The 21,862-nt window shown below is 28.6% G+C and carries 20 protein-coding genes and 1 riboswitch; of the genes, 5 read left to right on the top strand and 15 right to left on the bottom strand.

Going from position 1 to position 21,862, the window contains the following annotated elements; genetic code table 11:
- Window positions 1–136 precede the first annotated feature (136 nt).
- Window positions 137–1,423, top strand: a complete 1,287-nt coding sequence (locus AMN83_RS04565; protein ID WP_075504487.1) for a M23 family metallopeptidase — start codon at window positions 137–139, stop codon at window positions 1,421–1,423.
- On the opposite strand, the gene AMN83_RS04560 is transcribed toward AMN83_RS04565, so the two are convergent.
- From AMN83_RS04560 to AMN83_RS04540, 5 genes are read right to left on the bottom strand one after another with little or no spacing between them, the layout of a single operon-like run.
- Window positions 1,420–1,869, bottom strand: a complete 450-nt coding sequence (locus tag AMN83_RS04560) for a DUF4167 domain-containing protein (RefSeq protein ID WP_075504486.1) — start codon at window positions 1,867–1,869, stop codon at window positions 1,420–1,422. The two genes, AMN83_RS04565 and AMN83_RS04560, sit on opposite strands and share 4 nt — an antisense overlap.
- Window positions 1,870–1,881: 12 nt before the next feature.
- Entirely contained in the window at window positions 1,882–2,724 is an 843-nt protein-coding gene (gene prmC / locus AMN83_RS04555; protein ID WP_075504485.1) for a peptide chain release factor N(5)-glutamine methyltransferase, read from the bottom strand.
- Between the two features lie 3 nt (window positions 2,725–2,727).
- Window positions 2,728–3,801: a peptide chain release factor 1 gene (prfA, locus tag AMN83_RS04550; protein WP_075504484.1), complete on the bottom strand. Its 1,074-nt coding sequence runs from the start codon at window positions 3,799–3,801 to the stop codon at window positions 2,728–2,730.
- 4 nt (window positions 3,802–3,805) lie between these two features.
- Window positions 3,806–4,903: a flavodoxin-dependent (E)-4-hydroxy-3-methylbut-2-enyl-diphosphate synthase gene (gene ispG / locus AMN83_RS04545; protein WP_075504483.1), complete on the bottom strand. Its 1,098-nt coding sequence runs from the start codon at window positions 4,901–4,903 to the stop codon at window positions 3,806–3,808.
- Window positions 4,904–4,907: 4 nt separating this feature from the next.
- Window positions 4,908–6,119, bottom strand: coding sequence for an aspartate kinase (locus tag AMN83_RS04540; RefSeq protein ID WP_075504482.1), 1,212 nt, complete (start codon window positions 6,117–6,119; stop codon window positions 4,908–4,910).
- Window positions 6,120–6,194: 75 nt separating this feature from the next.
- Between AMN83_RS04540 and ubiG the strand changes: the two genes are divergently transcribed.
- On the top strand, window positions 6,195–6,917 hold the full coding sequence (gene ubiG / locus AMN83_RS04535) for a bifunctional 2-polyprenyl-6-hydroxyphenol methylase/3-demethylubiquinol 3-O-methyltransferase UbiG (protein WP_075504481.1): 723 nt from the start codon (window positions 6,195–6,197) through the stop codon (window positions 6,915–6,917).
- On the opposite strand, the gene AMN83_RS04530 is transcribed toward ubiG, so the two are convergent.
- Complete coding sequence (locus AMN83_RS04530) at window positions 6,914–7,342, bottom strand: DUF1178 family protein (RefSeq protein WP_075504480.1); 429 nt, start codon at window positions 7,340–7,342, stop codon at window positions 6,914–6,916. The two genes, ubiG and AMN83_RS04530, sit on opposite strands and share 4 nt — an antisense overlap.
- A gap of 38 nt (window positions 7,343–7,380) precedes the next feature.
- Entirely contained in the window at window positions 7,381–8,682 is a 1,302-nt protein-coding gene (gene argJ / locus AMN83_RS04525; RefSeq protein ID WP_075504479.1) for a bifunctional glutamate N-acetyltransferase/amino-acid acetyltransferase ArgJ, read from the bottom strand.
- A 65-nt stretch (window positions 8,683–8,747) separates the two neighbouring features.
- Between argJ and secA the strand changes: the two genes are divergently transcribed.
- On the top strand, window positions 8,748–11,294 hold the full coding sequence (secA, locus tag AMN83_RS04520; protein WP_075504478.1) for a preprotein translocase subunit SecA: 2,547 nt from the start codon (window positions 8,748–8,750) through the stop codon (window positions 11,292–11,294).
- A gap of 3 nt (window positions 11,295–11,297) precedes the next feature.
- Here the strand turns inward: secA and AMN83_RS04515 are convergent, their stop codons facing one another.
- Window positions 11,298–12,392, bottom strand: a complete 1,095-nt coding sequence (locus AMN83_RS04515; RefSeq protein WP_075504477.1) for an acetyl-CoA carboxylase carboxyltransferase subunit alpha — start codon at window positions 12,390–12,392, stop codon at window positions 11,298–11,300.
- A 102-nt stretch (window positions 12,393–12,494) separates the two neighbouring features.
- Window positions 12,495–12,578, top strand: a riboswitch (glycine riboswitch).
- Between the two features lie 82 nt (window positions 12,579–12,660).
- Here AMN83_RS04515 and AMN83_RS04510 point away from each other — a divergent pair.
- Window positions 12,661–14,835, top strand: a complete 2,175-nt coding sequence (locus tag AMN83_RS04510) for a malate synthase G (protein WP_075504476.1) — start codon at window positions 12,661–12,663, stop codon at window positions 14,833–14,835.
- Here the strand turns inward: AMN83_RS04510 and recR are convergent.
- The 5 genes from recR to kdsB form a co-directional block, all read right to left on the bottom strand.
- Window positions 14,810–15,421 carry a recombination mediator RecR gene (recR, locus tag AMN83_RS04505; protein WP_075504475.1) on the bottom strand — a complete coding sequence of 204 codons (612 nt, stop codon included), beginning with the start codon at window positions 15,419–15,421 and terminating at the stop codon, window positions 14,810–14,812. The genes AMN83_RS04510 and recR overlap by 26 nt on opposite strands.
- A gap of 3 nt (window positions 15,422–15,424) precedes the next feature.
- Window positions 15,425–15,742: a YbaB/EbfC family nucleoid-associated protein gene (locus AMN83_RS04500; protein WP_075485012.1), complete on the bottom strand. Its 318-nt coding sequence runs from the start codon at window positions 15,740–15,742 to the stop codon at window positions 15,425–15,427.
- On the bottom strand, window positions 15,735–17,390 hold the full coding sequence (dnaX, locus tag AMN83_RS04495) for a DNA polymerase III subunit gamma/tau (RefSeq protein WP_075504474.1): 1,656 nt from the start codon (window positions 17,388–17,390) through the stop codon (window positions 15,735–15,737). Before dnaX ends, AMN83_RS04500 begins: the two co-directional genes overlap by 8 nt.
- A 140-nt stretch (window positions 17,391–17,530) precedes the next feature.
- Window positions 17,531–18,364, bottom strand: a complete 834-nt coding sequence (locus AMN83_RS04490) for a prephenate dehydratase domain-containing protein (protein WP_075504473.1) — start codon at window positions 18,362–18,364, stop codon at window positions 17,531–17,533.
- A complete protein-coding gene (gene kdsB / locus AMN83_RS04485; RefSeq protein WP_256998071.1) occupies window positions 18,364–19,095 on the bottom strand; it encodes a 3-deoxy-manno-octulosonate cytidylyltransferase in 732 nt (243 codons plus the stop codon). The genes AMN83_RS04490 and kdsB overlap by 1 nt, the downstream gene beginning before the upstream one ends.
- A 113-nt stretch (window positions 19,096–19,208) precedes the next feature.
- On the opposite strand from kdsB, the gene AMN83_RS04480 reads away from it, so the two are divergent.
- Window positions 19,209–19,748: a c-type cytochrome gene (locus AMN83_RS04480; RefSeq protein ID WP_075504471.1), complete on the top strand. Its 540-nt coding sequence runs from the start codon at window positions 19,209–19,211 to the stop codon at window positions 19,746–19,748.
- Here the strand turns inward: AMN83_RS04480 and argF are convergent.
- Window positions 19,740–20,669 carry an ornithine carbamoyltransferase gene (gene argF / locus AMN83_RS04475; RefSeq protein WP_075504470.1) on the bottom strand — a complete coding sequence of 310 codons (930 nt, stop codon included), beginning with the start codon at window positions 20,667–20,669 and terminating at the stop codon, window positions 19,740–19,742. The genes AMN83_RS04480 and argF overlap by 9 nt on opposite strands.
- A 1-nt stretch (window position 20,670) precedes the next feature.
- Complete coding sequence (locus AMN83_RS04470) at window positions 20,671–21,837, bottom strand: aspartate aminotransferase family protein (protein WP_075504469.1); 1,167 nt, start codon at window positions 21,835–21,837, stop codon at window positions 20,671–20,673.
- Window positions 21,838–21,862: the final 25 nt, after the last annotated feature.

Here is a 21,862-nt window from a genome sequence, read left to right as displayed (position 1 = left end):
TCAGTGCTTATAGGCTAAAATTAAAGTAAATCAAGCATTTAAGAACAAAAAAAAACACTAAAAATTGATTATTTTAAAGGGTTTTTTTTGCTTTTTAAGCACCCGTAAACTAATAATTGAATTTGTCTAAAATCAAATGATCAAAAACTTAAAAATAAAAAAGAACTTTGAAGTTTTTTTCCTAATTTTTCTTATCATATTTACTGTAATTTCTACTAGTTATTTTAATTTTAAAAAAAAAGATAACCAAAATATTTACTTAAATTTTGTAGATAACGTTTATTTAAAAAAAACCTTAACACACATAATCAATAATTTAGATCCAAAATACAAAAAGATTAAACATAGAGTTAAATCTGGAGAAACTTTTGATAAAATATTGGAGAGTTATTCAATTGATAAAACAGAAATAATTAAAATTAAAAATTCTTTAAATAAAAAAGTAAATCTTAATAAGCTAAATACTAAACAAATTATTCAATTTAGTCTTGATAAAACAACTAATAAAATTGAAGAGTTCACATATCAAATTTCAAATACTAAAAAAATATATTTAAAAAGAAATATTAAAGAAAACTCTTTTAATAAAGAAATAGTCTCAATCAAATTAGAAAAAAAAATAATTTATAAAGAAAATGTAATTATTCAAAGTCTATATAAAGCAGCTACAGATGAAAAGATACCACCAAATATAATTATTGATTTCGCAGGTATATATGGATTTCAAGTAGATTTTCAAAGAGATATTAGAAAAAAAGATAAGTTCCAAATTATGTATGAAATATTTTTGAATGAAAAAAATGAATTAATCGAAACTGGAAATATACTTTTTTCAAATTTATTATTAAGCGGTCAGGACAATAGTTTATATTATTTTGACAACGCAAATAGTCAAGGACACTATGATAAAAATGGTAAAAGTGTAAAAAAAGCATTAATGAAAACACCTATAAATGGTGCAAGGCTCTCTTCTCCATTCGGGATGAGAAAACATCCTATAGATGGTTATAATAAAATGCATAAAGGTACAGATTTTGCTGCGCCTATGGGAACTCCTATAATGGCATCAGGTGATGGAATTATTAAAAAAGCTGGATGGTGTGGGGGAGGAGGAAACTGTGTAAAAATTAAACATAATTCTACATATCAAACAGTATACGCTCACATGTCAAAATTTGCACGAGGAATTAAAACTGGAGTAAGAGTAAAGCAGGGTCAGACAATTGGTTTTGTGGGATCCACAGGTAAGTCTACTGGTCCTCATTTACATTACGAGGTAATTGTAAATGGGAAAAAGGTTAACTCACAAAAATTAAAATTGCCTTCAGGTAAAGTATTAAAAGGTAAGGAGAGAAAATTATTTGAAACTAAAAAAATTAAATTAGATGTTCTTAAATCTGAAAAAATTCTTGGTATTAATTAATTTATTTCAATTTGAGATTTAATATTTTTTTCAATTTTAGTTTTATCATTAGATTTATCATCTATATCTTTAGACAATTTTTGTTCAGAATTTTCAGTATTTTCTTCAATAACATCAGAATTGTTTTCATTATTACTGTCAGTTAATTTCTCTCTCCTAAAACTTTCTCTTTCGTTTAATATTCTTGTAAAATGATCTGCATGTTGAAGGTAATTTTCTGATAAAATTTTATCACCATTTGATAAAGCTTCTCTTGCTAAATCATTGTATTTTTCAATTAATTTAGGAGCATTATGATTATTTCTTCCTGGTGCTTTCCTTTTAAAATTATCATTATTTGAAAAATTGGAATTAAATTTGGAGCTGTCACCATTTGATTTAAAATTTCTAGTATTTCTTCTAAAACTATTTCTTCTATTATTGTTGTTATTTCTAAATGTTACCATGATTTTAATAAATTATATTTTTGTACTTACGATGCACCTATCATTATTTGCTAAATCTTTCTTGGTGCTATTTATATAAAAACCTTCTCTTTTTAATAGATTAATAACTTTATTTTTTTGATCAAATCCGATCTCTAAAATAAATTTGCCATTTTTTTTTATCAGTTCAGAGGCTTTTTTAGTTACTTTTCTGATTTCCGATAAGCCGTCTAACCCACCATCTAATGCTAGTTTTGGCTCAAACTTAGCAACGTCTCTTTCCAAATATTTTAATTCATTTGTTTTAATATAAGGAGGATTAGAAACTATCACATCATATTTTCCTAAATTAAATTTGTCAACATTTGATTTATACAATTTTAATCTAGAAGTAACTTTAAGTTTAGCTGCATTTATTGTACTAATATTTAAAGATTTTTTGCATATATCTATACCAGTTCCATAAAAATTTTTTCTTTCTTTTAAGACCGATAAAAGAATACAGCCTGAACCAACTCCAATATCTAAAATATTAATTTTATTTTTCTGTTTTGTTAGATTTAATACATTCTCGACCACCAACTCTGTGTCAGGTCGAGGTATTAATGTATCATTAGTAATAAAAAACTCTGAATCCCAGAAAAACTTCTTTCTAGTTAGATAGGCAACTGGTTTACCTAAAGATCTCTGATTAATTAAAAGTTTAAACTTGTTATAATCGTCTTCAAGCAAACTTTTATAAGAATTTAACAAAATATATCTTCTATCTTTATTAATCGTTTCTGCCATTAAAATTTCAGAATCTAATTGAGAATTAGGTATAAATTTATTCTTTAAGATTTTTGATCCCTGAGTTAATGCTAAATTAATATTCATATTTTATTTTAAATTACTTAAACTATCTTCTTGAGCTTGCAATGTGAGAGCTTCTATCATTTCATCAAATACCTCTCCCTCCAAAAATTCATCTAATTTATGAAGTGTTAAATTTATTCTATGGTCTGTAACTCTACCTTGTGGAAAATTGTAGGTTCTAATTCTTTCAGATCTGTCTCCAGTACCAATTTTTGTTTTTCGATCCTGAGATCTTTCTTGATCTATTCTGGATCTTTCAAGCTCATAAAGGCGCGCTCTTAAAATTTTCATTCCTTTAGCTTTATTTTTATGCTGTGATTTTTCATCTTGTTGAGAAACAGAAATACCCGTGGGAATGTGGGTAATTCTGACTGCACTATCAGTTGTATTAACAGATTGTCCACCTGGCCCCCCTGCTCTAAATACGTCAATTCTTAAATCAGCATCATTTATTTTTAAATCTACTTCTTCTGCCTCAGGCAAAACAGCAACTGTTGCGGCTGATGTATGTACCCTTCCTTGTGTCTCTGTATCCGGAACTCTTTGAACTCTATGCACTCCACTCTCATACTTTAAAGTAGAATAAATATTACTGCCTTTAATAGAGGCTATAACTTCTTTTAAACCTCCCGCATCACTTCTTGATATTGAAATTAATTCTAAAGACCACCTTTTTTTATGGCTTACTTTTTCGTACATTTTGAATAAATCTGATGCGAATAAACTTGCCTCTAATCCACCTGTTCCAGCTCTTATTTCAATAATCGCATTTTTTTTATCTGCTTCATCTTTTGGTAATAAAAACAATTTTAATTTTTTTTCGTTAATTTCATATTGAGACTTTAAGCCTGTTAATTCTGTCTCAGCCATATTTTTAAGTTCATCATCTGATGTTTGATCTTCTAAAATTTTTTCTAACTCTTGTTTGTCATTTTCAAAAGAGATATGCTTTTTTGCAATATGTACAATTTCATTAATATCTGAGTACTCTTTAGATTTTTCTGCAAATAATTTTTTATCAATTTCTCCAGAAGAAAGTTCTTTTTCTAAAATTGAATGTTTTTCAATAAGCTCTTCAATTGTTTTTGTTGGAATCATTTCTTTACTTTTTTTCTAACTGAGAAGCTTTTTTTTCAACTTCTGAGACTACTTTATTTACAATTTCTCCTGTTAAGACTTTTTCACTTTGAACACCTGATAAATACAGCATGTTATTTCCTTTTCCTCCTCCAGTTATACCAACATCAGTTAAAGCCGCTTCTCCTGGTCCATTTACAACACAACCAATAATTGACAGTGTTATAGGTGTTTTTATGTGAGATAATTTTTCTTCTAATATTTTTACTGTTTCAATTACTTGAAAAGCTTGTCTGGCACAAGATGGACAAGATATTATTTTTACTCCTCTATTTCTTAATCCCAAAGACTTAAGTATTTCATTTCCAATTTTTACTTCTTTTACAGGATCATCAGATAAAGACACTCTAATAGTATCACCAATACCATCTAAAAGTAATGAACCAAGGCCTATTGAAGACTTAACGCTGCCTGTAACAAAACTTCCAGCTTCAGTTATTCCTAAATGCAATGGATACTCCGTAACCTTAGAAAGTTGTCTGTAAGCAGCAATAGATAAAAATACATCCGATGATTTAACACTTACTTTAAAATTAAAAAAATCTTGATCTTCTAAAATTTTTATATTTCTTAAAGCACTTTCCACTAATGCTTCTGGACACGGCTCTTTATACTTTTCAAGTATATCTTTTTCTAAAGAACCAGCATTAACACCTATTCTAATTGAGCAATCATTATCTTTTGCAGCTTTCAAAACATCATGAATTTTATTTATTTCACCAATATTTCCTGGATTGATTCTTAAACACTTTGCGCCATTTTCTGCCGCTTCAATAGCCCTTTTATAATGAAAATGAATATCAGCAATTATTGGAATTTTAACATTTTTTGTAATTTCTTTTAAAGCTTTTGATGAGTCTTCATCTGGACATGACACTCTTACAATATCAGCACCTTCCTCATGAATTTCTTGAATTTGCTTTATTGTTGCCGATACATCAGTTGTCAATGTATTGGTCATTGATTGAACTGAAATTGGATTATTTCCACCAACTTTTACATCACCTACTTTAATTACTTTAGTTTTTTTTCTATCAATATTTCTAAAAGGCCTTAGGCTCATAAAATTAGTCTAGTTTAAATTCTTTATGTAAGACTGCTACAGCTTTTTTAACATTCTTAGAAGAAATAAGTACTGAAATTTTTATTTCAGAAGTAGATATAACAAGAATATTTATTTTTTTTGAAGCTAATGCTTGAAACATTCTATAAGTTATTCCAGGTGTAGTAATCATTCCAACGCCAATAATAGAAACTTTTGATAAATCTTTATCAAAAGAAAATTTTTTATAAGATATTGACTTATTGTTTTTAATCAATCTTTCAGTTTTTTTTAAATCCTCAGACTTGATGGTAAATGTTAAATCTGTATCTTTTCCATTTTGAGAAATATTTTGAACAACCATATCGACATTAATTAAATTTTTAGATAACGGTCTAAAAATTGATGCTGCTACTCCAGGTCTATCTTTAACACCTACAATTGTAATTTTAGCATCATTTTTAGTTGATGAAATTCCAGTTATAATTTTATTACTAAAAATCTTTTTAGAACCTGTTATCAAGGTTCCACTTTTTGAAACAAAAGATGATTTAACTTTGACATCAATTTTGTTTAGTTTTGCATCCTGAACTGATGTGGGCTGCATTACTTTTGACCCAAGTGATGCCATTTCCAACATCTCGTCATAAAATATTTTTTTAATTTTTTTTGCTCTTTTATATTGTCTTGGATCTGTGGTATAGACTCCGTCTACATCAGTATAAATTATACACTCATCAGCTTTAATAAATTTTGCGAGCATAATTGCTGTTGCATCAGATCCACTTCTTCCTATAGTCGTAATTCTAAAATCATTGCTAACACCTTGGAAACCCGTTATTATTGGTATACCACCTAAATTTATATATTTTTTTAGTTCTTTAATACCTATCGAACTAATCCTTGCACTTGAGTGAGGGCCGTCTGTTAAAATAGGTAATTGCCAAGATGTCCAAGATCTTGATTTAAACCCATTATGTTTAAGTCTACCTGCAATAAGTGCACATGATGCTTGTTCTCCAGTCGAAACTAATGCATCATATTCTGCTTTATCAAAATTTCTACTTATCAGTTTAGATTTATTAACTAACTCATTTGTCACACCACTCATTGCCGATGAAACAACTACTACCTTATTTTTTTTCTTTTTGTAAAAAGCAATAATTTTACATACCTTTTTTATTCTATCTACAGTTCCTACGGATGTTCCACCAAATTTTAATACGATAGTTTTCATGCTAGCTTTAATTATTAATATTTAATAAATAATTGATAAAATACATCTAAATTATTATGTCAACTATTTATCACAATGACTAGCGTAAATAAAAAAGAAATAGATAAATTTTCTAAAATGGCCGATGAATGGTGGGATCCAGAAGGTAAATTCAAACCACTTCATAAATTTAATCCAACAAGAATAAAATATATAAAGGAAAATATTATTAATAATTTCAAATTAAAAAATAAATTCAGACCTTTATTGGGAATAAATATTTTAGATATTGGATGTGGTGGAGGATTATTATCTGAACCGATGTCAAGAATGGGAGCAAATGTAACAGGTATAGATGCATCTGATAAAAATATAAAAATTGCAAAACTTCATGCAAAAAAAAACAATCTAAAAATTAATTATTTATGTTCGTCACCTGAAAAATTAAAAATTACAAAGAAATTTGATGTTATTTTAAATATGGAAATTGTTGAACATGTAGAAGATATAGATTTTTTTTTAAAGTCTTGCTCAAAACTTTTAAAAAAAAATGGACTAATGTTTGTTGCAACAATAAACAAAACTTTAAAATCTTATATTTTTGCAATTATTGGAGCAGAATATGTTTTGAGATGGCTTCCAATTGGAACACACGAATGGGAAAAATTTGTTAAACCTGAGGATCTTAAAAAAATTTTAATGAAATATGATTTATCTCTCAATAAATTAGAGGGCATGAATTTTAATATTATTAAAGATGAATGGAATATTTCTAGAGATTTATCTGTAAACTATATAGCAAAGTTTATTAAAAACTAATTTTCTTTATCATCTATCCAAGGGATCATTTGAGCATCTATACCTTCTTCTTTTAATTCTTTCAAATCTTCATTTGATGCACTACCGTAAATACCCTTTGATTTTTTTTTAACATTATAATGAATTGATCTCGCTTCATAAGCAAAATTGTCACCAACATAATTAAAATTATCTTTAATAAATTTTTGATAATCTTTTATAGTTTTTTTTACTTTATTATATTTTTCTAAGTTTAATTTTTCATCAGTTTTTGATTTATGAGTTATTAGCCTAGGTGCCATAATTGTTTTTTCAACTTTTTTTGAATTGCAATTATGGCAATTCAAAAGTTTTTTCTTTTTTATTCTTTCATACTCGTTTGAGGATGCAAACCAACTATCAAATTTTAAATTACATTCTTTACAAAAGAGTTTATATTTAATCATAAATATTATTTAATTATAAAATTTAGGTTTTCAATAAGTTAACTTCTATAGTCTGCATTAATTTCAATATATTTTTTTGTTAAATCCATAGTATAAGCTGTGAAGTTTTTATTTCCTGTAAAAGTTTCAATGTTTATTTCTATATTTTCAGATTTCATATAATTTGCTGTTTGTTTTTCATCATAACTTTGATTTAATTTTCCACCTTCTACAATTGTTATATTTCCAAACTTAACGGATAATTTTTTTAAATTAATTTTAGGTCCCGCTTTACCAATTGCCATTATAACTCTGCCCCAATTTGGATCTTCTCCAGAAATTGCCGTTTTCACTAGTGGAGAATTTGCGACAGATAAAGCAATTTTTTTTGCATCTATCTCATTTTTACATCTGCTAACATTTATTGTTATGAATTTTGATGCTCCTTCACCATCTGAAACAATTCTTTTGGCTAAATTCAAAAGAACATTATTTAATGCTTTATCAAAATTTTTAATTTTATTTTCATTCACACTTTTTACTTGAGAATTTTTAACTTCATTAGTTGCAAAGATAGTTGCCATATCATTGGTGCTGGTATCTCCATCACAAGAAATAGCATTAAATGTATTAGTTATATTTTTTTTTAATAGCTTTCCTAAAACGTCATTAGATAAAGTTGCATCAGTAAATATATACGCAAGTGTCGTAGCCATATTTGGATGTATCATTCCTGAACCTTTAGCAATTCCATATATTTTTACTTTTTCACTTCCAATATAACATTCCTCCATAGCTAATTTTGGCTTTGTATCCGTAGTCATGATTGCAAGTGCTGCCTTCATCCAAATAAATTTATTTTGAGTATAAGTAATTTTTTTTATTAAATTTGGAATATTGTTAGAAATTTTTTCATATGGAAAAATTTCTCCAATTGTACCAGTGCAACCAAAAATTATATTTTTTGAAGAAATTTTCTTTGGATTCTCTTCGTCTTCTTCTTGTTTTTTATTTAATTGTTTCGCAGTTAAATCTGCTATTTTTTTTAAACTTTCATACCCTTGCTTTCCAGTAAAAGCATTTGCATTTCTTGTGTTTACAATTAGAGAATATATTTTTTTTGGTCTTTGATTGATATTCCATTTTATATTTTCAGATACTATTTTTGACTGTGTATAAACAGAAGCATAATTTGCACCTTCTCTAAAATAAAACATAGTTAAATCATCTCTGATATCTTTATATAAATTTGCTGAAACAACTGAAATTGAAAGACCATCTAGATGATCAAGGTCTTGAAAATCAATCATTTTAGTATTTTTTGATTGAGATGATAAAAAATTCGTTAAATTAATTCCCATATTGTTTAAATTATTTATTTAATACATATATTAAACAATATAAGTAAAGAATAAATCAAATAGTCATGTTTAACCCATTAAATTTAATAACAAAATTTATCAAATCTAGTAATCAAAAAGAGCTGGATAGGATTGGTAAAATTGTAGAAAAAATAAACTTATATGAGGAAGAGTTAAAAAATTTAAATGACAACGACTTTCCAAAAAAAACTAATGAATTTAAAAATCAGATAAAAGATGGAAAAACATTAGACGAGTTACTTCCAGAAGCTTTTGCTTTAGTCAGAGAGGCTGCCAAACGAACACGAAATGAAAGACACTTTAACGTTCAGTTAATAGGAGGTGTGGCCTTACATGAGGGTAAAATTGCTGAGATGAGAACTGGAGAAGGAAAAACCTTAACCATAACACTTGCTGCATACTTAAATGCATTGAGCGGTAAAGGCGTACATATAGTAACTGTAAATGATTATCTTGCAAAAAGAGACTCAATTGAAATGGGACAAATTTATAATTTTCTTGGTCTTTCATCAGGATTTATTAACAACTATCAAGATGATGCAGAACGAAAGAAAAACTACAATTGTGACATTACTTATGCAACTAATAGTGAATTAGGTTTTGATTACTTAAGAGATAATATGAAATTTTCTGAAGACCAAATGGTTCAGAGAGATCATAATTTTTCAATAGTAGATGAAATAGATTCATGTTTGATTGATGAAGCAAGAACACCTTTGATAATTTCTGGAGCAGCTGAAGATAAAACAGCCCAATATCTAGCAATTAATAAATTAATTAGAGTCTTAAATACTAAAGATTTTGAAATAGATGAAAAAGAAAAGAGTGTTTTATTAACAAATGATGGAATTAATAATGTTGAAAAACTTTTTTCTAACGCTGGTATTTTAAAAAATAATAATTTTTATGACCCAGAAAATTTACATTTAGTTCATCATGTTAATCAAGCTTTACGAGCAAATCATTTATTTGAAAAAGGCAGAGACTATATTGTTAAAGATGGAAGTCTTAAAATTATAGATGAACTTACTGGAAGAATTTTAGAGGGCAGACGTTTTGGAGATGGTTTGCATCAAGCATTAGAGGCCAAAGAAAATATTCAAGTACAAGCTGAAAACCAAACCTTAGCTTCAATAACTTATCAAAATTATTTTAAACTTTATAAAAAAATATCTGGCTGTACTGGTACTGCCGCAACAGAGTCTGAAGAATTTTTTGAAATTTACAACCTGCCTGTTGTTGTTATTCCAACAAATAAAGAAATGATCCGAAAGGATTTTAATGATTTAATTTTTAGAACAGAAAAAGAAAAGAATAACGCAATTATAGAAAAAATAATTGAAAGAAACAAATTGGGTCAACCTATTTTAGTATTTACCTCAAGCATTAATAAATCTGAAGTTTATTCAAATTTATTAAATCAAAAAAATATTAAACATTTAGTATTAAACGCAAAAAATCATGAAAATGAAGCTGAGATAATTGCAAATGCGGGAAAAGAAAATTCATTAATAATTACAACAAGTATTTCGGGAAGAGGAGTTGATATTCAACTTGGTGGTAAAAAAGGTTCTATTCCAGAAGAGGAACTTAAAATTAATAAAGATAAAATAAAATCTTTAGGTGGTTTATTTGTAATTGGTACTGAAAGAATGGAATCTAGAAGAGTCGATAACCAGGCAAGAGGAAGATCTGGAAGACAAGGAGATGAAGGAAGTTCTGTATTTTACGTTAGTCTAGAGGATGATTTAATGAGAATTTTTGGATCAGATTCTATGAATAGTATGCTCGAAAAGCTAGGACTTAAAGATGGTGAAAGTATTGATCATCCATGGATTAATAAAGCATTAGAGAGAGCTCAGCAGAAAGTAGAAGCAAGAAATTTTGATATAAGAAAAACACTTATTAAATTTGATAATGTCCTTAATGATCAAAGGCATGTTGTATTTTCACAAAGAAAAAATGCGATGAATAGTGAAAATATCTTTGATTATTCAGATGAATTTTTAAAGGAAATATCTGATGATTTAATAAAGTTAAAAATTTCAAATTTAGCCAATCCTAAAAGTAACGAATTTAATAATAAAACTAAGCAAATAGTTGGAAAAAGCTTTGAAGAAACTGAATTTAAGGATTTAATTGAAGCAAAAGATAAAGATTTTAGAGAAAAGATTTCAAATAAATTTCAAGAAACTAGGAACGAACGAATTAAACTTCTTGGTGATGAGCAAGCAAAAGATATAGAAAAAAGAATATTTCTTCAGTCAATTGATTTAAATTGGAAATCCCATATCCAATATTTGGAACAATTAAGACAAGTTATAGGTTTAAGATCTTACGGTCAGAGAGATCCATTAGTTGAATACAAAAAAGAAGCATTTGAACTTTTTTCCAATCTTTTAGATAAATTAAAATTGGATTATGTAACAATACTTATGAACTTAAAGGTCGTAGTCGAAACAAACCAAAATGACGAAAGTAAAAGAGAGGATAAATATAAAGAAATTGCAAAAAATAAAAAAATAGGCAGAAATGAGCCATGTTATTGTGGTTCTGGTAAAAAATTTAAGCACTGCTGCGGTGCTTTATAAAATTTAAATTAATAAAAAGATTGAAGTAACTAAAATTAATCCACCAATAATTGCTAGTAATGTTTTTTTTGATTTAAAAATTTGATCTAAATTACTTTTCTTAATAGTTAATGTGCTTAGATCCTCGGTACTAGTCATAAAACCATCGTTTCTTCCAATTTTAAGAAATTTATTTTTTCTCTCATTCATTATTTCTTCTGAAGATAATTCATCAAAATTATTTAAATTTTTTGTTAAGGTTTCTCTCACGTTGTTTAATATAATATCTCTATCTCTATGCGCACCACCTAAAGGTTCTTCAATTATTTCATCAATAACTTTTAATTTTAATAAATCTTTTGCTGAAAGCTTCATGGCTTTTGCCGCATCGAGCATTTTTTTTGGATCTCTCCAAAGAATAGTTGCACATCCCTCTGGGGATATTACTGAATAGATTGCATTTTCAAGCATAAGAACTTTATTTGATGAAGCTAATGCTATTGCTCCACCAGAACCTCCCTCACCTATAATTATTGCAATTGTTGGAACTTTAAGCTCCATACAGCACTCAATAGATTTTGCAATCGCCTCTGCCTGTCCTCTTTCTTCAGCCCCCACACCTGGATATGCTCCTGGAGTATCAATAAATGAAATTATTGGAATATTAAATTTATTTGCTAAATTCATTAATCTTATTGTTTTTCTATAGCCTTCAGGCCTCATCATTCCGAAATTTCTCTCAATTCTACTATCTAAATCTTCTCCTTTTTCTTGACCTATCACTAATACAGATTTTCCATTAAATTTTGCAAATCCTGTTAATACTGATTTATCTTCTCCATAATATCTATCTCCAGACAGAGAGATGAAATCATCAAACAAATTATCAATAAAAAATTTTGCTTTAGGTCTATCTTCGTGACGAGCAACCATAGTGGTCTGCCAAGGATCTAGATTGGAATAAATATTTTTTAATTTTTCGTCTATTTCATTTTGAGTACTTGAAATTTTTTGAGTATCAACTTCAGATAATCCCTCTTGGTTGTAGGGATCTTTCAATTTTTCTAGCTCGTTTTCTAGCTCCTTAATTTCTGTTTCAAAATTTAAGTAATTTTTCATATTTTATTTATAGCGGATGGTTAAAATACAAAAAAGGCAATAAAATGATATTAAATTAAAGAGTAATTCTTATTAATTGACTTAAATTATTTAACAGATACAAATTCACTATCGGGAGAGACTATTTATAGCGCCGAAGGAGCAACCACCCCGGAAACTCTCAGGCAAAAGGACCGATTAAAGCATAACACTCTGGAAAGAGATTGATTTCCGCCGAAGGAGTAAAGCTCTCAGGCAAAAATACAGATGGGGTACGAACTTAAGTGCTATGCAAGAAAAATATATTAAAATTAATAATCTTCAAGTATCAGAAAAACTATCAAACTTTGTAAATGATGAATTATTGAAAAATACAAATGTATCCTCAGAAAATTTCTGGTTAGGTCTTGAAAGAACCCTAGATGAGCTTGCACCAAAAAATAAAGAATTAATTAAATTTAGAGAAAATTTACAAAATAAAATTGATGATTGGCATATCAAAAATAAAGGGAAAGAATTTAATTCAGATGAGTATAAAAAATTTTTATTAGAAATTGGTTATTTAAAAAATGAGGGGCCTGATTTTAAAATAGAAACTGAAAATGTTGATGAGGAAATTGCAAGTATAGCAGGGCCTCAGTTGGTTGTGCCTGTGATGAATGCAAGATATGCATTAAATGCTGCGAATGCAAGATGGATGAGTTTATATGATAGTCTTTATGGTACGGATGTAATTGAACAGTCTGAAGATAGTGTGTCTGAAAGATATGACCCTCTAAGAGGTGAAATGGTTATAAAATATGGGAGAGATTTTTTAGATAAGTACTTTCCGTTAGCTGGATTGAGTTGGAATAAAATTACAAGTTTTGCTGTAAAATATGGGAAATTAAAAGTTTTAAAAGGTGCGGATATTTTTGATTTGGAGGACGAAAATAAATTTGTTGGACATAGAGGTGAAAGTGATAATCCATCCGCAATTATTCTAAAAAATAATAATTTACATATTGAAATTTTAAAAGACTCGAGAGCTTTTGCTGCCCAACAAGATCATGCAGGTATTAGTGACATAATACTAGAATCAGCAGTGTCAACAATTTGTGATAATGAAGATAGTGTAGCAGCAGTTGACTCAGAGGATAAAATTATTTGTTATCGAAATTGGCTAGGTCTTATGAAAGGAGACCTTAAGTCAAAATTTGAAAAAGAAGGAAAATTATTTGAGAGAAAATTAAATCCACACAGAAGCTATATCTCAAAAGATGGCAAAGGTTTAAAGTTACATGGTAGAAGTTTATTACTTGTAAGAAACGTTGGTCATTTAATGACTAACCCTTCAATTTTATTAAGTGATGGAAGTGAAATACCTGAGGGTATTATGGATGCATTTATAACAACGGCAGCTGCGCTACACGATATTAAAAACAAAAATAATTCAAGAACTGGATCGGTTTATATTGTAAAGCCTAAAATGCATGGTCCAGACGAGACAGCATTTACAGATTTAATTTTTTCTAAAGTTGAAGAAGTTCTAAATTTACCCAAGTATACTTGTAAGATTGGAATTATGGATGAAGAAAGACGAACATCAGCAAATTTAAAAGAGTGTATTAGAAGTCTTAAAAATAGAGTTTTTTTTATCAATACTGGCTTCCTAGATAGAACTGGTGATGAAATGCATACATCAATGGAAGCTGGTCCTATGATTAAAAAAGGTGACATGAAATCATCTAAATGGATTACTGCTTACGAAAATAACAATGTTGATATTGGTTTAAGTTGTGGGTTTTCTGGTAAAGCTCAAATTGGAAAAGGAATGTGGGCAATGCCAGATAAAATGAAAGATATGATGGAACAAAAAACAGGACACTTAAAAGCAGGAGCAAACTGCGCATGGGTTCCTTCTCCAACAGCAGCTGCATTACATGCTTTACATTATCATGAAATAAATATTTTCAAGGAACAAAAAAAATTAATTGATAGAGAGCCAGCTAAGCTTGATGATCTCTTAACAATCCCAATAGCAGACAGACCAAATTGGTCTGTGGAAGATATAAACAAAGAAATTTCTAATTCAGCGCAAACCTTGTTGGGTTATGTTGTAAGATGGGTCGATCAAGGTGTAGGTTGTTCAAAAGTTCCTGATATTAATAATATTGGCTTGATGGAAGACAGAGCCACTCTTAGAATTTCATCCCAACATATAGCAAACTGGATTCATCATGGAATTACAACAAAAATACAAGTAACTGAAATAATGAAAGAGATGGCTAAAATAGTAGATAACCAAAACAAAGATGATCCACTATATGTTAAAATGAGTGGTGATTATGAAAACTCAATAGCTTTTCAAACGGCGTGTGATTTAGTTTTTAAAGGTAAAGAGCAACCTTCAGGTTATACTGAACCATTACTTCACTTAAATAGGTTAAAAAAAAAATCTAATCTGAGTTCGAAACCAAATTAGATCGATTTTTAAAAGCAGAAAATAAAGTACCATCATCTAGACTTTCAATCTCTCCTCCCACTGGTAAACCTTGTGCTAATTTAGTAATTTTAACATCTAAATTTTTTAGACTATCTTGAATATAATATGCAGTGGTTTGACCTTCTACAGTTGCACTAGTTGCAAGAATTACCTCTTCAATTTTATCTCTATTAACTCTTTCAACTAATGAGTTAATTAACAAATCTTCTTTTCTTTGGCCAACTGAAGAAATTGTCCCTCCTAAAATATGAAAATAGCCCTGAAATATATTTGAATTTTCAATCGACCATTGGTCTGCAATATCCTCTACTACACAAATTTTATTATATTTTTCTTTTACATTTTCACAATTTAAACAACCATTTGAATTTGACTTTAAAGCACCACATGAATTGCATCTAACTACATTTTTATAAACCTGTACCAATGTATTTGCCATAGGTTTTACAAGTTCGTCGCGATTATTTATTAATTTTAAAACAATTCTTTTTGCTGATTTGGGGCCTAAGCCTGGAAGTTTTGAAATTAATTTAATTAATTCTTCTATCTCACTGATGTTTTGCATCTATTACAAAGGCCATTTAAAACCAGGAATTCCAAAACCTCCAGTTGCTTTTGAAATTTCCTCAGTTGTTTTTGATTTAAGTTGAGATTTAGCACTATTATGTGCTGCAACAATTAAATCTTCGATTATAGTTTTGTCCTCTTTCATAATTTCATCAGATAACTTTATTGTTTGCATCTCTCCCTCTCCATCCAAAGTTATCTTTACAGAATTTGAACCCGAAACTCCCTCAACTCTAATTTCCTTAATCTTTTGTTGGCTTTCTTTCATTTTTGCCTCAAGTTCTTTTGCTTTATCTAAAATTTTACTAAAATCAGTCATTTTCAACTCCATCTTTGTTTGAATTTACATCAATTAATTCAGCATCAGGAAATTTATCCATCACACTTTTAAATATCTCTGAATTTTTCATTTCATCCATTAACTGTTTTTTTAAATTTTTTTCTTTATCTTTTACTGACATTTGCCCTTTTAATTTACTGAACGTGATAATCCATCTTTCACCGGTCCATTCAAAAAGCTTTGATGATAAATCTTTTACAAAATCTTTATCTAAACTTTCATTAAAAGATATTTCAATTCTATTTTTTTCAAATTTTACAAGGTTAACATTTTTTTCTAACTCATATTTAAGTTTGATGTCTTTTTTTTTTGAACAAATTTCAATTAAATCCTCAAATGCATTTATATTAATTTTATGTTCTGCTTCAATTTCTGTATGAACTTCTGGTTTGTTTTTTTCTTCCTGTGCAACATTCTTAATTTGATTTATTGTTTTAGAAGTTAATTCAGTTTCTGTATTCTTTACAAAATTTTCACTCTTCAAGTGCGTCTCAACATTTTCAATTTTATTTTCAGATTTTATAGAACTTAAATGCATTAGTCTTATTAAGAACATCTCAATTGAAAGGTGTTGATTAGAAACTATGTCAATCTCTTCGAGAGAAGAGATGGCAAATTGCCAAAATAATATTAATACCTCTGAATCTATTTGATTTGATAAATTTTTGATTTTAGAAAATTCTTCATCATTTAATGAAAAGTTTGTACTTTCTAAAGTTAAAGAATTAATATTCTTAAAATAGTAAAGTAACTCTAAGAAATCATTAATAAAAACCTTTGGTTCAACACCTTGGTCATAAATTTTTCTATAAATACTTATTACTTTTGTTTCTTCACCTTTTAAAATTAACTCAAACAAATCGATTAATTGAGATTTATCAAAATACCCAAAAATTTTTTGAGCTGAATTTAAGTCTAATACTTTTCCTTCATCCAAACTTAATAGCGCTCTATCGAGCAACGATAAAGAATCTCTAACAGAGCCCTCAGAAATTTTTACTATAAGCTTTAAAGCATCGTCGCTTATTTTTCCATTTTCCTTGTCCTTAATTTTTTTAATAAACTCCAATAATTCTGAGGATTTAATTCTAGATAAATCAAATCTTTGACATCTAGATACTACTGTAATTGGAATTTTTTTAATTTCTGTGGTTGCAAAAATAAATTTTAGATATTCTGGTGGTTCCTCTAAAGTTTTTAATAAAGCATTAAATGCTTGTTTGCTTAACATATGAACCTCATCAATAATGAAGATTTTATATTTAGCCGAGGTAGGCCCATATCTTGAAAATTCGATTAAATCTCTTACGTCATCTACACCTGTTTTGCTTGCTGCATCCATTTCAAGCACATCTATATGACTAGACTCACTTATAGATTTACAGCTTTCACAAAAGTTTTCTTTACATAAATTATCAATACCATTTGAACAATTAAGTGCTTTTGCAACAATTCGTGCTGTTGTGGTTTTTCCTATTCCCCTTATTCCGGTGAACAAATATGCATTAGGTATTTTGTCAGCTTTAATCGAGTTAGTAATAGTTTCTACAACAACCTCTTGACCAATAAGATCATCAAAAGTTTGTGGTCTATATTTTAATGCTAATACTTTTGAATTATTGTTCATATATCTATAAGGAGACTAGAACCTGAATAACTGTCTCTACGACTGCTTCCGTTAAGATCTGGTCGGGTTCAAGCAGCATTCACCTCTAGCCTCCAAAACCATTATAGCAGTTAAAATTTCTAATCTACAAGAAAAGATTCTTATTTTTTTTGTCTCAAGTTATCTGCTTCGAAAACACCTAGAACGTGAAAATCCTCGCAATGTAGACCTAGCTCTTCAAGAGATTTCTGAACTTTTGGATCTTCGATGTGTCCATCCAAATCACATAAGAAAAAATAAGAGTCGAAACTATTTTTTTCTGGATAACTTTGTAGTTTAGTTAAATTTACACCATTAATAGCAAAACCTCCTAATGATTGATAGAGGGCAGCTGGCTTACTTTTCAATTTAAATAAAAAAGAGGTTATGTAAATTTTATCTTTAAATTCTGGTTGAGAAATATTTTTTCCCATAACCAAAAATCTTGTCAAATTACCGCTTTCATTTTCTATATTTTTTTTTATTACTTCTAAGCCATAAATTTCGGCACTCAATGAGGATGCTATAGCTGATTGCTTAACATCTTTTGTTTTGGAAATCATTTCAGCAGATCCAGCAGTATCTGCTCTAATATGTTCTGCTAAATTATTCTCTTTTATAAATTTTGAACACTGGGACAGCCCTTGTGCGTGAGAGTATACTTCTTTGATATCTTTTAATTTAGCACCAGGTTGTCCTAATAAGTTGTGTTCAATTTTTTGAAAATGCTCTTTATAAATATTTAGCCTATGTTTAAATATTAAATATTCAATTCCAATGTTACCAGTAATTCTATTTGACTCTGGTATTATAATTCTGCTATCTGACTCTTCAGATGCTTTGTTAAAACAATCGTCAAAAGTTTTACAGGGCAATATTTCTGCTTTAGGATCAATAGACAGTGCTGCTAAATGAGAATATGCACCAAAGGTTCCCTGAAAATAAATTTTGCTCATCAATTCTTATATTCCATTATTTTTTTTAAGGCTAGATAATCTTCCTCTGTATCTACCCCTATTGGAGATGACTTTGCAAGTGAGATATTAATATCAATATTATTATCTAATGCTCTTAATTGCTCTAACCGATTTTCTATTTCATTTTTAGATTGATTCAGTTGAACAAATTTTTCGAGTGACTCTTTTGAATAGCAATAAACTCCAATATGATGATAAATATTATCTATTCTCTCAGACTTTCTTAAAAAAGAAATACCCTTTGGAAAATTGTTCTCTTCTAAAGCATTTTCGGTAATTACCTTTACAATATTTTCATTATTCAAACTTTTATTTTCTTTTATTATCGCAGCAAGAGTTCCTATATTAGAGGGATTTTGTAACATTTTATCATTCAATCTTACTATATCTTGGATGTCGATTGCTGGTTCGTCACCTTGTAAATTCATAATAAAATCAACATCCTTAATATTTGATTTTTCAAGCGCTTCGTGAATTCTATCTGTACCTGTTTTGTGTTTATTGCTAGTCAAAATAGCGTTGAAACCATTTCTTTTAACATCATCAATAATTTCCTGGTCCTCTGTAGCAACAATCACATCTCCAATATTAGCCTCTTCTGCTTTTTTGGATACATGTGAAATAATTGATAAACCATTTATTTTTAGCAAAGGTTTACCTGGAAGCCTTGTAGCGGACATCCTAGAGGGTATAATTATTAAAGTTTTCATTATATTTTCAAATTATTATACTCATTAAACAACTATAGAGGCAAATTTATACATTAAATTTTAGCTTTTTTTTAATTTATCATGTTATACGTTCACTACAAAATTTAGAAAAAATGGATTCTTTCGAAATAAATAAAATTGTTGCTGCAGTTTTAATGGTTGCTTTGCTTGTTATCGGTATTGGAAAATTATCTGATGTTATATTCCACGTAGAAAAACCTGAAACACCTGGTTATTTAGTTGAAATAGAAGCTGCAACAACTGTATCCACAACCAGCTCAGACACGACGTCAGACAAAATTGATATATCAGCATTGATGGCAATGGGAGATATTGCGCATGGTGAAAAGGTTTTTAAAAAATGTGCAGCTTGTCATTCAATTATTAAAGGAGGAAAGAATGCTATAGGTCCAGCTCTGTATAATGTTGTAGGAAGAAAAGTTGGAGCGATTGAAGATTATAAATATTCCAAAGCACTAGCAGCTTATGATAAGAATTGGACTTTTGAAGAACTGAACGGATTTTTAATAAAACCAGCTAAATGGATAAAGGGAACAAAGATGGCATATGCAGGTCTTAGAAAAGAAAAAGATAGAGCCTCTGTAATAAAATATCTAAATGAGAATTCAGACAGCCCTTTACCGCTACCTTAATTTTCCAAAACAATATAATAAAATACTTTTTTGTACGTGAACTCTATTGAGTGCTTGTTGCCATACGTGAGATTTTTTTCCCAAGAAAACATCATCACTCACTTCATCTCCTCTAGGTAAACAATGTAAAAAAATGCAATTTTTTTTTGCATAACTCATTAATTTTTTATCAATTTTAAAATTTTTAAATGCTTTTATTTTTTTCTTCTTATTAACTTTGTCATTTAAAGAAATAACTTTATCAGAAAAAATTACATCTGCATTTGAAACTGCTCTTTTTGCATCATTATAAATATAAATTTTTTTATTATTTTTTTCGATCCAAGTTCTAACTTCTTTTCCTGGTTCAAATTTTTTTGGACAACCAATACTTAACTTGAAAGAAAATTTTACTGATGCAGCTATTAAACTATCCAAAACATTATTTGAATCACCAATCCAAGAAATATTTAATTTTGAAATAGGTTTTTTCATTATTTCCTCAACAGTAAAAACATCTGATAAAACCTGTGTTGGATGAGATGAGGGACTTAAACCATTGATGACGGGTATAGATAAATATTTTTCAAAATTTTCGACTTTTTTATCACTATCAGTTCTAAGCATAAATCCATCACCATAGGTAGAAAGAATTTTAGCTGTATCAGCAATGCTCTCTCCACCTTGACCCAAATGAAGCTCATTAGATCTCAAAGTCAAAGTACCACCGCCTAATTGTTTGATAGCTAAATAAAAGCTTAATCTTGTTCGCAAACTAGATTTTTCAAACATTTGAATTAACAATTTTCCTTTCAAGGGTGCACCCTTATCAACCTCTAATGTACTTAGTTTTTTTCTTAAACTTTTTCTTTTCTTAGCATCAATAATAATCTTTCTGAGATCTTTTGCAGGTATATCTTTTAAATTAATAAAGTGTTTCATATTATTTTATCTGCGAACAGACCTTTTCAATAATTTTTAATGCTAAATCTAGTTCATTTTTTTTGACATTTAATGGAGGTAAAATCCGAACAACATTTTCTGCAGCTCTAATAGTCAGTAGCTGATTGTTCATTAATTTTTTTATAAATTCATTTTGATCTTTATACAACTGTATCCCAATCAAAAATCCTTTTCCTCTTATTTGCTTAATAACATTTGGATATTTTTCTTTAATTTTATTAAGCTTTAATAAAAAATATTTTGATAAATTTTTTACATTATTTAAAAATTTCTTATTTGATATAATATCCATTACAGTGTTTCCAATAGACATTGCCAAAGGGTTTCCTCCAAATGTTGATCCATGAGTACCTGGTGTCATGCCAGAGGCTACTTTTTTATTCATTAAAACTGCTCCAAGAGGAAATCCTCCACCTATTCCTTTTGCAATTGGCACAATATCAGGTTTTACTTTTGATTTTTCAAAAGCAAAAAAATCACCAGATCTTCCTATTCCACACTGAACTTCGTCAAGAATTAATAATATTTTTTTCTTGTTACATAATGCTCTTAACTCTTTTAAGCACCAATCTGGTATTACTTTTATACCGCCTTCACCCATAATTGTTTCAACCATAATAGCAGCTGTGTTTTTATTAATTTTCTTTTTAAGAGAATGATGATCTCCAAAACTGAAGTGATCAAAACCTGTTACTTTTGGAGCAAATCCCTCTGTCATTTTCTTTGATCCACTAGCAAAAATTGTCGCTAAAGTTCTGCCATGGAAAGAGTTTTTAATACATAAAATTCTATTTTTATTTGGTTTACCTATTGAATAAAAATATCTTCTAGCAACTTTAATTGCTGCTTCAGTAGCTTCAGCCCCACTATTTTGAAACATTACATAATCAGCAAAAGTTTTTTTACATAGCTTTTTAGCTAATTCTTCTCCCTCTGGAATTTTAAATGCATTAGATACATGCCATAATTTTTTTGATTGATCTTTAATAGTTTTTACTAATTTAGGATGTACATGACCTAAAGAATTAACTGCTATTCCTTGCACAAAATCTAAATATTTTTTTTTATCAGTGGAGTATAAATAGCTACCTTTGCCATATTTAAAGGAAATTTTTTTTCTATTATAATTTTTTACTAAATGACTCATAAGTTAATTTGTTTTATAAAGTTTA

This window comes from Candidatus Pelagibacter communis (assembly GCF_001180025.1).
Classification (GTDB): Bacteria; Pseudomonadota; Alphaproteobacteria; order Pelagibacterales; family Pelagibacteraceae; genus Pelagibacter; species Pelagibacter ubique_A.
This window is presented reverse-complemented; position numbering and strand designations above follow the sequence as displayed.

Coding starts and splice junctions, on each gene's coding strand:
- AMN83_RS04565 (WP_075504487.1), top strand. CDS start 137: ATGATCAAAAACTTAAAAATAAAAAAGAACTTTGAAGTTTTTTTCCTA.
- AMN83_RS04560 (WP_075504486.1), bottom strand. CDS start 1,869: ATGGTAACATTTAGAAATAACAACAATAATAGAAGAAATAGTTTTAGA.
- prmC (WP_075504485.1), bottom strand. CDS start 2,724: ATGAATATTAATTTAGCATTAACTCAGGGATCAAAAATCTTAAAGAAT.
- prfA (WP_075504484.1), bottom strand. CDS start 3,801: ATGATTCCAACAAAAACAATTGAAGAGCTTATTGAAAAACATTCAATT.
- ispG (WP_075504483.1), bottom strand. CDS start 4,903: ATGAGCCTAAGGCCTTTTAGAAATATTGATAGAAAAAAAACTAAAGTA.
- AMN83_RS04540 (WP_075504482.1), bottom strand. CDS start 6,119: ATGAAAACTATCGTATTAAAATTTGGTGGAACATCCGTAGGAACTGTA.
- ubiG (WP_075504481.1), top strand. CDS start 6,195: ATGACTAGCGTAAATAAAAAAGAAATAGATAAATTTTCTAAAATGGCC.
- AMN83_RS04530 (WP_075504480.1), bottom strand. CDS start 7,342: ATGATTAAATATAAACTCTTTTGTAAAGAATGTAATTTAAAATTTGAT.
- argJ (WP_075504479.1), bottom strand. CDS start 8,682: ATGGGAATTAATTTAACGAATTTTTTATCATCTCAATCAAAAAATACT.
- secA (WP_075504478.1), top strand. CDS start 8,748: ATGTTTAACCCATTAAATTTAATAACAAAATTTATCAAATCTAGTAAT.
- AMN83_RS04515 (WP_075504477.1), bottom strand. CDS start 12,392: ATGAAAAATTACTTAAATTTTGAAACAGAAATTAAGGAGCTAGAAAAC.
- AMN83_RS04510 (WP_075504476.1), top strand. CDS start 12,661: ATGCAAGAAAAATATATTAAAATTAATAATCTTCAAGTATCAGAAAAA.
- recR (WP_075504475.1), bottom strand. CDS start 15,421: ATGCAAAACATCAGTGAGATAGAAGAATTAATTAAATTAATTTCAAAA.
- AMN83_RS04500 (WP_075485012.1), bottom strand. CDS start 15,742: ATGACTGATTTTAGTAAAATTTTAGATAAAGCAAAAGAACTTGAGGCA.
- dnaX (WP_075504474.1), bottom strand. CDS start 17,390: ATGAACAATAATTCAAAAGTATTAGCATTAAAATATAGACCACAAACT.
- AMN83_RS04490 (WP_075504473.1), bottom strand. CDS start 18,364: ATGAGCAAAATTTATTTTCAGGGAACCTTTGGTGCATATTCTCATTTA.
- kdsB (WP_256998071.1), bottom strand. CDS start 19,095: ATGAAAACTTTAATAATTATACCCTCTAGGATGTCCGCTACAAGGCTT.
- AMN83_RS04480 (WP_075504471.1), top strand. CDS start 19,209: ATGGATTCTTTCGAAATAAATAAAATTGTTGCTGCAGTTTTAATGGTT.
- argF (WP_075504470.1), bottom strand. CDS start 20,669: ATGAAACACTTTATTAATTTAAAAGATATACCTGCAAAAGATCTCAGA.
- AMN83_RS04470 (WP_075504469.1), bottom strand. CDS start 21,837: ATGAGTCATTTAGTAAAAAATTATAATAGAAAAAAAATTTCCTTTAAA.